Below are 12,045 nucleotides of genomic sequence, written 5' to 3' on the forward strand. Positions count from 1 at the left end.
ACTCGCCGACGAACAGCGACATCATCACCAGGACGGCGCCGCCGACCGTCATCCAGAAGCTGAAGTTGTTGAGGAACGGGAAGGAGACGTCGCGCGCGCCGATCTGCATCGGCACCACGAAGTTCATCAGCCCGGTGACCAGCGGCATGGCCACGAAGAAGATCATGATCACGCCGTGGGCGGTGAAGATCTGGTCATAGTGGTGCGGCGGCAGGTAGCCGTGGCTGGCGCCGAAGGCCATCGCCTGCTGGGCGCGCATCATCATCGCGTCGGCGAAGCCGCGCAGCAGCATCACCAGCGCCAGGATGATGTACATCACCCCGATCTTCTTGTGGTCCACGCTGGTGAACCACTCGCGCCAGAGGTAGCCCCACAGCCTGTAGCGGGTGACGAGGCCCAGCGCCGTCAGGCCGCCCAGCGCCACCATGAGGAACGTCCCGAGCAGGATCGGCTCGTGCAGCGGGATGGCGTCCCAGGTGAGACGCCCGAAGATGAACTTCGTCAGGTCGAAACTCGGCATGTCGAACTCTGCGCGGGTGGCGATGGGGGAGGAGGCGTTCAGGTGGCGGGCCGCGTCTTGTCGGTGCAGAGCGCCTTGCCGGCGAAAGCCACGGACTGGGCGTTCGCGGCGACGTGGTGCGGCATGCGGTCCTTGCAGACCTGGCCGGGCGCGGCGCACTGGTTGACGATGTCCAGGAACAGCGTCGGATCGACGCTCGCATAGCGGCGGACCGGCTCGTTCTGGCTCGGCTGCGCAAGCGTCAGGTAGTCGGCCCGGGTCAGCTGACCGCCGCCAGCGCGCATCCCGGCCGCCCAGCGGTCGAAGTCGGCGGGCTTAAGGCCCTTCAGCTTGAAGCGCATGCCCGAGAATCCGGCGCCGCTGTAGTTGGCCGAGAAGCCTTCGTCGTCGCCGGCCTTGTTGAGCACCGCGTGCAGCTGGGTTTGCATGCCGGGCATGGCGTAGACCTGCCCGGCGAGCGTCGGCGCATAGAACGAGTTCATCACCGAGGAGGCGGTGATCTTGAAGGCCACCGGACGGTCGACCGGCAGCGCCAGCTCGTTGACGCTGGCCACGCCCAGCTCGGGGTAGATGAACAGCCACTTCCAATCGAGGGCGACCACGTCGACCTCCAGCGGCTTGACGCCCGCCGGGACCGGTCGGCCGGGCGCGATGCGGCTTAAGGGGCGGAAGGGGTCAAGCGTGTGGCAGGTGATCCAGGTCACCGTGCCGAGCACCAGGATGATGGCCATCGGCGCGCCCCAGATCGCCACCTCGAGTTTCGTCGAGTGCGACCACTCGGGATCGTAGGCTGAATTGGTGTTCGAGGCCCGGTATTTCCAGGCGAAGAACAGTGTCATCGCAAGCACCGGCACGATGATCAGCAGCATCAGGCCGGTCGCCAGCAGGACCAGGTCGCGTTGCTGCATTGCGACATCACCCGCCGGGGCCATCACGACCATCTTGCAGCCGGCCAATGACGCCAGGATCGGCGCGGCCAGCGCCGTTCGCAGAATTCTGTTCTTCACCATGGCGCCGTTGAGACCCGAGAGCATGTTGCGGCGCAATACAGCCAGGCTGGAACGCCGCGCCATTGGACGCTTTGTCCAAGGCGCGCGCAGTTGGCGGTTGCAAGCGGCGCCGGGTGAGTCATCCTTGGGCAAGACCGCGAATGCGGCGCGACAGGGCGGAACGGAAAGGACGGGCGATGAGCCAGGAGCACGTTTGGCCCGCCACATGGCGGGAGGGCCACGAAGTTCCGGCGCGAGACGGGCGTCCCCGGGCGGCTGCGGCCAATGACGGCGCCGGCGCCGCGCTGGTGCTGGCGGGCCTGCCCCAGGCCTTCGACGCCTGGGTGTTCGGGGCGCTTGCGCTCGGCGTCTTCCCGCAGCTGTTCTTTTCCGCGCTGGCGCCCGCCGCCGGCGTGGCCGCGGCCGTCGGAGTCTGGGCGCTGGCCTATGTGGCCGCACTAGCGTGGAGGGCCGTCCTTGCCCGTCGCGGCCACCGCACCCGCGGCCATCTGGCCGCGGCCCGGCTTGTCTTCGCGATTGCGACCGTGGCGACGGCCGCGGCGCCGGCCGCCGCCAGCGTCGTCTGGGCGCCTCTGGTGCTGGTCGTGTTGCGTCTCGCCCAGGGCCTGGCCCTGGGCGCCCTTGCTTCGCCCCGTCCCGCCGCGGGCGATGCTCGTTGCGTACTGTTGCGCAGCCGCGTGGTCGCCGGCGTGATCGGCCTCGCCGCTGCGGGCGGCATTCTCGGAGGCCTCGCCCTGGCGCTTCCGAGCGAGGACTTCGTCACCTGGGGCTGGCGCTATCCGTTCGTCATCGCCTTGACGCTGAACATGGGCGCCCTCTTTGGCGACCTGCGGGCCGCGGAACTCCATCGGCGTGCTCGCGGGAGGCCAGAGCTGCGGCTGGTCGCGGTCTCCGGCGGGTTGGTGCGCTGAATTCGTGGGATCGTGTCGTCGGGGCCGCCGCTCGTTCGTCGTGGAGATATGAGCAACCCGGAGCTTCCCGATGAGCCCCACCATCACCGCCTTCAAGAGCTCGCCCGATCGCGGCCGGGGCCTGGCGCGGGACATGCGCGTGCGCTGGGCGTTGGAAGAAGTGGGCCAGCCGTACGACGTGCGCCTGGTGACGTTCCCGCAGATGAAGGAGCCCGCGCATCTGGCGTTGCATCCGTTCGGGCAGCTCCCGACGTACGAAGACGGCGATCTCGTGCTGTTCGAGTCGGGTTCCATCGTGCTCCATATCGCCGAGCGGCGCCCCGGCCTGCTGCCGGGCGATGCGAACGCCCGTGCGCGCGCGATCGCCTGGATGTTCGCCGCGCTCAACACCGTGGAGCCGCCGATCCTGGATCGCCAAACCGCCATGTTCCTGGAACGCGACAAGCCGTGGTCGGAGGAGCGCCTTCGCCTCGTCGACGATCGCATCCGCGTCCGGCTGGGCGAACTTTCCCATCGCCTTGGCGACGCCGAGTGGCTTGACGGCGCCTTCAGCGCCGGGGACCTGATGATGGTGCATGCGATCCGCCGGCTGGGCGGCTCGGGCCTGCTGGAGGACTATCCGAACCTCTGCGCCTACATTGCCCGCGGCGAAGCGCGGCCCGCCTACCAGCGGGCCTTCGCCGCGCAGTTGGCGGTCTTCACCGCCGCATCGAGCGGCGAGCCAAGGTCTCAGCAGATGCAGGCCGAGCGGGAGCGTCCGCACTGAGGGGGAGACCCAGGACATGGCGAAGCTGGTCTTCGGAATGAACCTGTCCCTGGACGCCTACGTCGACCACGAGGAATTTGCGCCCGATCCCCCGCTCTTCCGTCACTTCATCGAGCAAGCGCGTGGCCAGACCGGCAGTGTGTACGGCCGCGGCCTGTACGAGGTCATGCGCTACTGGGACGAAGACCATCCGGAGTGGGACGCGGCGGAACGCGAGTTCGCGGCGGCGTGGCGGAGCCAGGCGAAATGGGTCGTGTCGCGCTCGTTGAAGTCTGTCGGCCCCAACGCCACGCTGGTGGGAGACGACGTCGAGGCGGTGATACGCAGGCTGAAGGCCGAACTCGCCGGCGAGATCGCGGTCGGCGGACCGGACTTGGCGCGAAGCCTGGGCGACCTTGGCCTTATCGACGAATATCGGCTCTACCTCCGGCCCGTCGTGCTGGGGCGAGGCAAGCCGTTCTTCGCCGGCCCCCGGCCGCCGCTGCGCCTTGTGGCCAGCGACCGGGTCGGCGAGGACGCGATCCGGTTGACCTACGTTCCGGCCTGATCAGCCCAACGGGCCCAGCGCCGGCCAGGCGGCGAGGTTGACTTTATCATGATGTTATAGGCCTAAAATAGAAAGGGGCGCGCACGCGCCTCAGCTTGGCGCAGCGGAGTTCGTCCCGTGCAGTTGTATAATGCGGCTGCGGATCTGATTGACCGGAACCTGTCGGAGCGCGGCGCCAAGGTGGCGGTGATCGACGACGATGCGCGCTACACCTATGCCGAGCTGGCGAACCGGGTCGATCGCTTCGCGGGCCACCTGGTCAGCCTGGGGTTGCCGGTCGAGAGCCGGATCCTGCTCTGCTTGCAGGACTCGATAAATTTTCCGGTGGCCTGCCTTGGCGCGATCAAGGCGGGGCTTGTGCCCGTCATGGTCAATCCGCTGCTCACCAGCGCCGATCTGGACTATATGCTGTGGGATAGTCGCGCGCGGTTGCTAGTGACCTCGGCCTCAGCCTGGCCTGCGTTCGCACCCATCGTGGCCGGGAAGCTGCCTCTCGATCACGTGCTGGTGGCGGACGGCGCTGCGCCCGACGGCGCAGGCTCGTTTGCAGCGGCGCTCGAAGCCGCGACGCCGATCGCCGCCGCGGCTGACACCCGCCCAGATGAACCGTGTCTGTGGCAATATTCGTCGGGCACGACCGGCCGGCCCAAGGGCGTCATCCACTCGCATGAAAACGTCCGTCAGCTCATGCAGCATTATCCGCGGCAGATCCTCGGCTTGACGGCGCAGGACGTCACTTTTTCGGCCGCCAAGCTGTTCTTCGGCTATGGCTTCGGCAACGGGCTTGTCTTCCCGTTTTCAGTCGGCGCCACGGCCATTCTGATGGCCGGCAGGCCGACCGCCGACGAGGTATGGAAGCGTCTTCAACTATATCAAGCCTCCGTATTCTACGGCGTCCCGACGCTTTACGGGTCGTTGTTGGACGCCGAGCCCGCGCCGCGTAGCGATCAGTTGGGACTTCGCATCTGCACCTCGGCGGGCGAAGCCCTGCCGAAACCGCTCGGTGAGCGCTGGCGGCGACGCTATGGCACGGAGATCCTAGACGGCCTCGGCTCGACCGAAATGTTCCATATCTACCTGACGAACCGGCCTGGGAATGTCTGCTACGGGACCACGGGCTATCCTGTGGAGGGCTACGAATTGCGCCTTGTCGACGATGCTGGCCGACCGGTCGCCGATGGCGATGTGGGCGAGCTCCATGTCAAAGGCCCGACCAGTGCTCTTGGCTACTGGTGCAATCGAGAGAAAACCCGTGTGACATTCGCCGGAGAATGGACGCGCACCAGCGACAGATTCCTCAAGAATCCGGACGGTCGTTACGTTTATTGCGGACGATCCGACGATATGCTCAAGGTGAGCGGCATCTATGTTTCTCCGTTCGAAGTTGAGAACGCCCTGCTTTCACATGAGGCGGTGCGCGAGGCGGCGGTGGTCGGCTGGCTCGACGAGCAGGGCTTGATCAAGCCTAAGGCGTTCCTTGTGCTCCGCGAGGCGGCGGCGCCCTCGAGGGAGCTGCAGGATCTGCTCAAGGCGCACGTCAAGAAGCTGCTGGCGCCCTACAAATATCCCCGCTGGATCGAATTTCTTGATGCGCTTCCGAAGACTGCCACGGGCAAGGTCGAGCGCTACAAACTCAGGCAGACCAAGAGTAATTGAAGCCCGTATCGCGCGCTATGCTCCTCACCGTCAATTCGGTCGCTGCCATTCGCTCACGCCGACCTTGCAAGCGAAGCGAACGGCTGGCGCCTCCGCATCAGCGGTGGCCCAGGTCTCGGCGCGCTCGCCTGGTTTGAGCTGCGCCACGTTCCCGGTCGAAACGGCGACGAGGGCGCCGCGGACGTCGTAGGCGTTGCAGGTGACGTCCACCAGCCAAGCCTTCACCTTGCTCTGGTTCTCAAGGACGAGGTGGATATTCGGCCGGGGCGTTCCCCATTCGGCCCGGGCATGGATCCCATAGGGGGCCGCGATGCTGTTGGCGAGCGCAGCGGCGAACATCAGCTCGATCATGGAACCAGATTTATGGGAACACCCGGCCTAACGCCAAACTGTATTTGGGCGCGCACCGGCCCGCGCCTGGCGCCGCCGTCGCTCAGCTTTTCGGCTTCCGCAGCTCGCGCCAGCTCCGCTCCTCGAGCTTCACCTCGAACTTCTTCGCCGCCGCCTTGATGCGCATCCAAGCCTCGTCCCGCTCAGCGTCGGTGACGTCTTCCACCTGGTTGAATCTCGCCACCGCATTGCGCACGTGGCCGGCGTCTTCCAGCGGCTCCTTCCGCTGCTTGGGGAAGGCGTACTGACGCGCGGTGAGGTCGTCGCGATCGGACTGGTCAAGCCTGCTCACGCTGGATCTCCTCTCTGCCGGTTTGCGAGACGCAAACGTTCGGCGACGGCGGATGCTCCAATGTCCGCCCGGGCGCGGCGCGTTCCCGGCCGCGCGGCGAATTCGCCTGATGGATGAGTGTGCTTGCCCTGTGGCGTTGCGGCCTCATGTGACCGGATGCCATAGCGCCACGGTTCGCGGACGCCGCCAAATACCGATCGCGGATCGGCGCACTGGGAGCACTCGCCCGCATCAGCGAGCCCACCTCCGGAACATCTGGAGATCCGTTCTTCAGGCGCTCCGTGCGCGGAAGGCGAGGCAATGCCGATACGACGCCCGCCGGCTGGCCGAGGAACACCAGGTTCAGCGAGCGACCTTCGGAACGATCATCCTGGGATCGACGATCCTGCCGTCTTCGACCACGACGTTGCCGTCGAGCGAAATGGTGCAGCCGCGCATCGGCAGGTCGTAATGCCCCCTGGTGGTGCGCTTGCCGCCGCCCTGGCTGTTCGGTCCGGTGGAGAACAGGAAGTTGCCGGGGAAGCTGCGGGCGGCGGCGCGGCTGCGCTCGGGCGCGTCGCCGTACATCGCCGGCGCGTCCCACCGCGCCTGGGGATTCAGGCCCCAGCCGAGATGCGACAGGGCATAAGGGTCGCGGTCGTCCGGGCCGGTGACGCCCTCGGCAAGCCAGTCGCGCATCAGCAGGGCGTCTAGCCCGCCTTCGATCTTGGTGACGAAGCCGTCGCGGACCTCGAGCCGGATTTCATCCTGCACGAATCGGCAATAGGGCAGGATCACGATGTCGCCGGGACAGACGACGACGACGCCGTTGGCGCTGCCTTCGTTCGGGAAGGTGTGCAGCAGGCCAACGCCCCAGTGATCGAAGCGGCCAGGCTCGTCCGCCATGCCATACTGGCTCATCACGGGATATTCACCGCGCGAGTAGATAAGGTCGGTTCCAGCCTTGCTGGTGACGTGCACGTTGCGTGTCTTGTCGTAAAGATCATGCGCATAGAGCATCGCTTCCTTGAGGCCTGGCGGCGACTGGAGCTGATAGAGGTCATCCGGCGCATCGATGATCATCTGCACGCGCACGCCGCGGCTCATGACTTCTTTCAGCCATTTGGAAAACAGCGGCACATGGAAGATCAGCACCATGTCGGCGGCGCAGAGCGCCTCCAGAGTGCCCTTGCACTGGCCAATCGTCGGGACGCCGACCTTGGTCCAGCCGGGGATCATGTTGACGCACATCTCGTAGATGTCGATCCCCATCTCGTCGGCCGCGGCGAAGGCGGCCTGGATATAGTCACGACGGGTCCCGAGGTCGCTTACGATGGCGATGGTCTGACCGCGTACCAGTTTACAGAGCTCAAACTGCTTGCGGAACAGCCCGGCCATCATGGCCGGATTTAGTTCCTGGGTGCGTATGGCCGAAGGCATGAGTTGTCCCGCTCATTTTAGAGGCCTGGCGAATGAGGTCTCGGCCGTCCAGGTTTGGCCTCAAAACCGATCGACTGTCGTTATTGGGCGGGCGCGCGGGGATTTGTCAAGCGCGTCCAGGCGCGCTGTCCAACTGGTCTCGGGGCGCAGAGGTCATGCATCCGGCGCCAGTCTTGGCCGCGCTAAAAAGGGCTCGAGGCAGCCGCAAGCCTTGAAACGATCAGCAAGAACTGGGGGGAGCCGCCACGGTCATGTCGAAAAGCCGCTTCCGGCCGGCCGACGCAGCAGCAGGTCGCTGAACAATTCGACCATTTCGCCGCTGCACGCCACCCCGTGCTTGCGACCGACGTTCGCGGCGAATCCGTCAAACGCCATCACCATCACCGTGGCCGCATGGCGGCAACCTTGGTCACTCATCGCCGTGCAGCCCTGAAGCCATTCCGCTACGCGGCCGACGAAGTAGTCGCGCAGCCGTGGATCGTAATCGTTTTGCCCGCTGCTGGAGGACACCGCCTCCACAATGTTATGGGCAAACCCGTTATTCTCCTTCGGCAGGTCCCGCCACAGCACCATCAGCAACTTGTTCAGGCGCAGCCGCGGGTCCGAGATTCTGCGCAGCGACCCGTCGAGCTTGTCGAGACGCTTCTCAAGCCAGGGCGTATACAGGCTGAAAAGTATCTGAATCTTGGATTCAAAATATACATAGACATTTGCCGTGGAAAAGCCGGCCATGCGGGCGATCGCGGGAACGGTGGTTTCACTGTAACCCTTCTGGGTGAAAAGTTCGAAAGCCGCCGCCAAAATAGCTTCCCGAACGTTATCTTTCTTCCGCTGAACCATCCGCCTAATTCTTCCTTGGCTTTGTACAAGCAGATCGGGGAGCGTCATTGCCTGACGTTCCCCGGTCGGCCTTTGAACATCAACCGGCAATCGACGTTTGCGCCACGTTGCCGAATGGCATTCGCTTATTGACACCCGGCGCGGCCGGGCCCTACCGTTTGCCGACACGCCCCTAAGATAAGGCCCCGCTAGCCCTCATCGGCGAAGCGCGTGTGCTGCGGTTCCGGGGAGGGAACAGGTGACCGACGTAGCAGGATTTGAGCGGCTGGCGCTAGGGCGCGCGGCGCCGCCGCGTCCGCAAGCACTGGGGATCGAGCATGACTGATCTCAACGGGTCGTCCGGCGCAGGTAGTCACGATGGCGCGGTCGCGCCAGGCGACCGGCTCGCCGCTTATCCTGCGCAAGAACCATTGTCCCCGCTCGGCGAGGCATATTCGCAGAAGGTGCTGGCGCTGGGGGCGGCGGTGCAGGGGCGGGAGGTGCAATACGGATCCGACCCCCAACAGTGCCTGACCGTGTTCAGCCCTGCCGATCCCAACGGCGTCGTGTTCGTCGTATTCCATGGCGGTGGTTGGACGAACGGGTACAAGGAGTGGATGTACTTGCTGGCGCCGGCGTTCAACGCGCGCGGCGTGACACTGGTCAGCGCCACTTACCGACTGGCGCCGCGGCACATATTCCCCGCCGGTTTCGAGGATTGCGCCGACGCGGTGGCCTGGGCGCACCGGATGCTGATGCCCTCGCTGGGCCCCGCCGGCCGCCTTTTCGTGGGAGGCCACTCCGCGGGCGGACATTATGCGGCGTTGCTGGCGGTAACCGACGACTGGCGGGCCGCCCGCGATCTGCCGGTGGATCTGCTGGACGGCTGCGTCCCGATCTCCGGCACCTACTGGTTCGGAGAGGGAAGCGGCCTGGCGATGCGCCCGCGCTTCCTGGGAACGGATCCCGCGACCGACGGCCGGGCTTCCCCGCTGCTAAGGCTGTCCGCCCACTGCACGCCGGCCTTTTTCCTCAGCTATGGCGACCGCGACTTTCCCCACCTTATACGGCAGGCGAAGGAGATGACGGCGGCGCTGGAGGCGGCGTCCGTCCCTGTGCATGTCGAAGTCATGGAGGACTGCGATCATTTCGAGGCCGGCATCGCTTGTGGCGATCAGTCTCGCCCCTGGTTCGCCAAGCTCGTGGCGTGGATGTCCGCCACGCCAAGCACGACAAACTCCTCGGCGCGCCCTCGATAACCGCTCCAAGCGGCGGCCCGCTACGCGCCCAAGTCCTTGCTGACCACCACGGTCTTCAGTTCGGTGTAATGCTCCAGGGCGGCCTGGCCGTTGTCGCGGCCGAAGCCGGACTGCTTGAAGCCGCCGAATGGCAGGTTTGCGTCGAGCACGAAGTAACAGTTCAGCCACACGAAGCCGGCGTTAATCCGCTCGGCGAAGCGGTGGGCGCGCGAGAGGTCCCGGGTGTACACAGCCGCCGCCAGGCCGAAGCGCGTGTCGTTGGCGCGGGCCATGACCGTGCTTTCATCGTCGAACGAAAGCACACTGGCCACGGGCCCGAAAATTTCCTCCCGCGCTATGGTCATGTCATCCTTTACGCCATCGAAGATCGCGGGCTCGATGAAATAGCCTTGGCCGCCGACGCGGCGCCCGCCGGTAACCAGTCGCGCGCCGCTGCCTTTGCCTTGCTCGATATAGCCGAGGACCTTGTCCAGCTGTTCCTGCGAAATTTGAGGCCCCTGCTCGGTCGCGGGGTCGAGCGGGTTGCCCAAGCGTCGGCTCGATGCTTTGCGCGCCAGCTTCTCGACGAACTCCTCGCGAAGCGAGTCCTGCACAAAGACGCGCGTGCCCGCCGAGCAGCATTGCCCTGCATGCCAGTAGTTGGCGGCGAACGCGCCTTCCACCGCGGCCTCAACATCGGCGTCGCCGAAGACGACGAGCGGGCTCTTGCCGCCAAGCTCGAACGTGACGCGTTTCAGCGTATCGGCAGCGCGCTTCTGGATAATCTTGGCGGTCTCGACATGGCCGGTGAACGCAATCTTGTCGATTTCTGGATGGCCGACGATCGCGTCGCCCGTTGTTTCGCCGAAGCCGTTGAGCAGATTGATGACCCCGCTCGGGAAGCCCGCCTCGTGCGCCAGTTCGACCATGCGCAATGCAGTCAGCGGCGTCTGCTCGGCGGGCTTCATCACGATCGTATTGCCGGCGGCCAGCGCCGGGCCCCACTTCCACGCAAGCATCAGCAGCGGAAAGTTCCACGGAATGATCTGCCCCACCACGCCCACGGGCTGGCGCAGCGTATAGGCCAGATAGTCGCCGCGCATTGGAATCGTCGCGCCCTCGATCTTGTCGGCCCAGCCTGCGTAATAGCGGAAGCAATTGATGACGAGGTCGATGTCGCCATAGGCGTCGGAAATGATCTTGCCGGAGTTCAGGCTTTCGAGCGCAGCCAGCGAATCCTTGTTCTTCTCCACCAGCTCGGCGAGCCGATAGAGCATCTGGCCGCGGTCGGCCGCCGCCAGCTTCCTCCAGGTCGGAGCTTCGAACGCTCGGCGCGCGGCGCGGCAGGCGCGGTCGACGTCCTCCGCCGAGGCCTCCGCCACCTGCGCGATCACGCCGCCGGTAAAGGGGTCGTAGGTGTCGAACGTCTTCCCGTTCGCCGCATCCACCCACTGGCCGTTGATCATGAGTTGGGTGGGGGGGAGCTCGATCGACGCCGGCGTCGGATTTGCACTGAACCGGTTCATCGGCATCTCCACTCTTATCGCGCCTGTCTTGATCGCCCCTGATTCTTGAACTTTGGCGCCGGCAATCAATCTATTCTTCGGCGAGCCCTTACTCGCGCCGGCCGGCATCTTATTCTCTTTACGCCCCCGGGCGACCGGTCCGCACGAAGCGTCCGCCTTTCTTATTAGCGGGAAATGCAGAGGCGAATGGGGTTTTGGGGATCGCCGCGCGCCGGCGAATCCTTGTTCCTTAAATCTTTAAGTCGCTTTGCAGCTTGTTTGATTGGGCGCGCGGAGCCCACGGCGTCGGCCTTGCAGGCGCTCTTCGGATATTCGTTGGACGAGGCGTTCGCCGGCGCCGCCGGCTTCAACACCGCTCCTGTGTCTTATATGTTCAACACATGTCTGCTGGTTCAGTCGGGAACTGAGTACGATGAACGAAGAATTGCCGATAAAGGTGCGAGTAGCGCGCCGCCGGACGGAGGCCGAGGGAATCATCTCCCTGGAATTGGCGCCGATCGCCGGCGATCAGCTGCCCGCGTTCAGCGCGGGCGCCCATATCGACGTTGAGGTGGCGCCCGGCCTGGTCCGCCAGTATTCGCTGTGCAACAACCCGATGGACCGGGAGCGCTACGAGATCGGCGTGCTGCTGGATCCCGCCTCGCGTGGCGGGTCGATCGCGCTCCACCAGGCGCCGGAGGGCGGGGAGCTGCGGATATCGGCGCCGCGCAACCATTTCGAGCTGGAGGCGCGCGCCGAACGAACAATTCTGCTTGCGGGCGGCATAGGCGTGACGCCGATCTTGTGCATGGCCGAACGGCTGTCGGCGATCGGCGCCGATTTTACGATGCACTACGCCACCCGGTCGCGAGCGCGCTGCGCGTTCTTCGACCGCATCTCCCGATCGCCCTTGGCCGAACGCGTCCACTTCCATTTCGATGACGGGCCGAGCGATCAACAGCTCCAGCTGGC

At 65.4% G+C, this 12,045-nt stretch carries 12 protein-coding genes and 1 pseudogene; 6 read left to right on the forward strand and 7 right to left on the reverse strand.

Annotation, left to right across the window (positions count from 1 at the left end):
* Both VJS38_RS09950 and cyoA read right to left on the reverse strand, forming a co-directional pair.
* The coding region (locus tag VJS38_RS09950; RefSeq protein WP_324087994.1) for a cbb3-type cytochrome c oxidase subunit I at positions 1–520 on the reverse strand (520 nt) is incomplete at its 3' end.
* Positions 521–558: 38 nt separating this feature from the next.
* Positions 559–1,593: a ubiquinol oxidase subunit II gene (gene cyoA, locus VJS38_RS09955; protein ID WP_324087995.1), complete on the reverse strand. Its 1,035-nt coding sequence runs from the start codon at positions 1,591–1,593 to the stop codon at positions 559–561.
* A gap of 113 nt (positions 1,594–1,706) precedes the next feature.
* Here cyoA and VJS38_RS09960 point away from each other — a divergent pair, with 113 nt between their 5' ends.
* The 4 genes from VJS38_RS09960 (at position 1,707) to VJS38_RS09975 (ending at position 5,410) form a co-directional block, all read left to right on the forward strand.
* The gene (locus VJS38_RS09960) at positions 1,707–2,441 is read left to right on the forward strand and encodes a hypothetical protein (protein ID WP_324087996.1); all 735 of its coding nucleotides are present in this window, start codon (positions 1,707–1,709) and stop codon (positions 2,439–2,441) included.
* A gap of 70 nt (positions 2,442–2,511) precedes the next feature.
* Positions 2,512–3,207 carry a glutathione S-transferase family protein gene (locus VJS38_RS09965; RefSeq protein ID WP_324087997.1) on the forward strand — a complete coding sequence of 232 codons (696 nt, stop codon included), beginning with the start codon at positions 2,512–2,514 and terminating at the stop codon, positions 3,205–3,207.
* Positions 3,208–3,223: 16 nt separating this feature from the next.
* Complete coding sequence (locus VJS38_RS09970) at positions 3,224–3,754, forward strand: dihydrofolate reductase family protein (RefSeq protein WP_324087998.1); 531 nt, start codon at positions 3,224–3,226, stop codon at positions 3,752–3,754.
* A gap of 117 nt (positions 3,755–3,871) precedes the next feature.
* Entirely contained in the window at positions 3,872–5,410 is a 1,539-nt protein-coding gene (locus tag VJS38_RS09975; protein WP_324087999.1) for a benzoate-CoA ligase family protein, read from the forward strand.
* Positions 5,411–5,440: 30 nt separating this feature from the next.
* Here VJS38_RS09975 and VJS38_RS09980 read toward each other — a convergent pair whose 3' ends face one another.
* The 4 genes from VJS38_RS09980 to VJS38_RS09995 all read right to left on the reverse strand — a co-directional run bounded on the left by VJS38_RS09980 (position 5,441) and on the right by VJS38_RS09995 (position 8,351).
* On the reverse strand, positions 5,441–5,761 hold the full coding sequence (locus VJS38_RS09980; RefSeq protein WP_324088000.1) for an FxLYD domain-containing protein: 321 nt from the start codon (positions 5,759–5,761) through the stop codon (positions 5,441–5,443).
* A gap of 82 nt (positions 5,762–5,843) precedes the next feature.
* Positions 5,844–6,092: a DUF6582 domain-containing protein gene (locus VJS38_RS09985; RefSeq protein WP_324088001.1), complete on the reverse strand. Its 249-nt coding sequence runs from the start codon at positions 6,090–6,092 to the stop codon at positions 5,844–5,846.
* A gap of 342 nt (positions 6,093–6,434) precedes the next feature.
* Positions 6,435–7,472: a hypothetical protein gene (locus VJS38_RS09990; protein WP_324088002.1), complete on the reverse strand. Its 1,038-nt coding sequence runs from the start codon at positions 7,470–7,472 to the stop codon at positions 6,435–6,437.
* Between the two features lie 288 nt (positions 7,473–7,760).
* On the reverse strand, positions 7,761–8,351 hold the full coding sequence (locus VJS38_RS09995) for a TetR/AcrR family transcriptional regulator (protein ID WP_324088003.1): 591 nt from the start codon (positions 8,349–8,351) through the stop codon (positions 7,761–7,763).
* 317 nt (positions 8,352–8,668) lie between these two features.
* On the opposite strand from VJS38_RS09995, the gene VJS38_RS10000 reads away from it, so the two are divergent.
* The gene (locus tag VJS38_RS10000; protein ID WP_324088004.1) at positions 8,669–9,589 is read left to right on the forward strand and encodes an alpha/beta hydrolase; all 921 of its coding nucleotides are present in this window, start codon (positions 8,669–8,671) and stop codon (positions 9,587–9,589) included.
* Positions 9,590–9,609: 20 nt separating this feature from the next.
* Here the strand turns inward: VJS38_RS10000 and VJS38_RS10005 are convergent, their stop codons facing one another.
* Complete coding sequence (locus VJS38_RS10005; protein WP_324088005.1) at positions 9,610–11,202, reverse strand: aldehyde dehydrogenase family protein; 1,593 nt, start codon at positions 11,200–11,202, stop codon at positions 9,610–9,612.
* A 304-nt stretch (positions 11,203–11,506) separates the two neighbouring features.
* Between VJS38_RS10005 and VJS38_RS10010 the strand changes: the two are divergent.
* Positions 11,507–12,045 (forward strand): annotated as a pseudogene (locus VJS38_RS10010) (ferredoxin reductase); the annotation flags it as partial.

Source organism: Phenylobacterium sp. (assembly GCF_035276905.1).
In the GTDB taxonomy this organism is placed as follows: Bacteria; Pseudomonadota; Alphaproteobacteria; order Caulobacterales; family Caulobacteraceae; genus Phenylobacterium.

Bases quoted from the DNA above. Each gene is read 5' to 3' on its own strand.
- cyoA (WP_324087995.1), bottom strand. From the start codon at position 1,593: ATGGCGCGGCGTTCCAGCCTGGCTGTATTGCGCCGCAACATGCTCTCG.
- VJS38_RS09960 (WP_324087996.1), top strand. From the start codon at position 1,707: ATGAGCCAGGAGCACGTTTGGCCCGCCACATGGCGGGAGGGCCACGAA.
- VJS38_RS09965 (WP_324087997.1), top strand. From the start codon at position 2,512: ATGAGCCCCACCATCACCGCCTTCAAGAGCTCGCCCGATCGCGGCCGG.
- VJS38_RS09970 (WP_324087998.1), top strand. From the start codon at position 3,224: ATGGCGAAGCTGGTCTTCGGAATGAACCTGTCCCTGGACGCCTACGTC.
- VJS38_RS09980 (WP_324088000.1), bottom strand. From the start codon at position 5,761: ATGATCGAGCTGATGTTCGCCGCTGCGCTCGCCAACAGCATCGCGGCC.
- VJS38_RS09990 (WP_324088002.1), bottom strand. From the start codon at position 7,472: ATGATGGCCGGGCTGTTCCGCAAGCAGTTTGAGCTCTGTAAACTGGTA.
- VJS38_RS09995 (WP_324088003.1), bottom strand. From the start codon at position 8,351: ATGGTTCAGCGGAAGAAAGATAACGTTCGGGAAGCTATTTTGGCGGCG.
- VJS38_RS10000 (WP_324088004.1), top strand. From the start codon at position 8,669: ATGACTGATCTCAACGGGTCGTCCGGCGCAGGTAGTCACGATGGCGCG.
- VJS38_RS10005 (WP_324088005.1), bottom strand. From the start codon at position 11,202: ATGCCGGCCGGCGCGAGTAAGGGCTCGCCGAAGAATAGATTGATTGCC.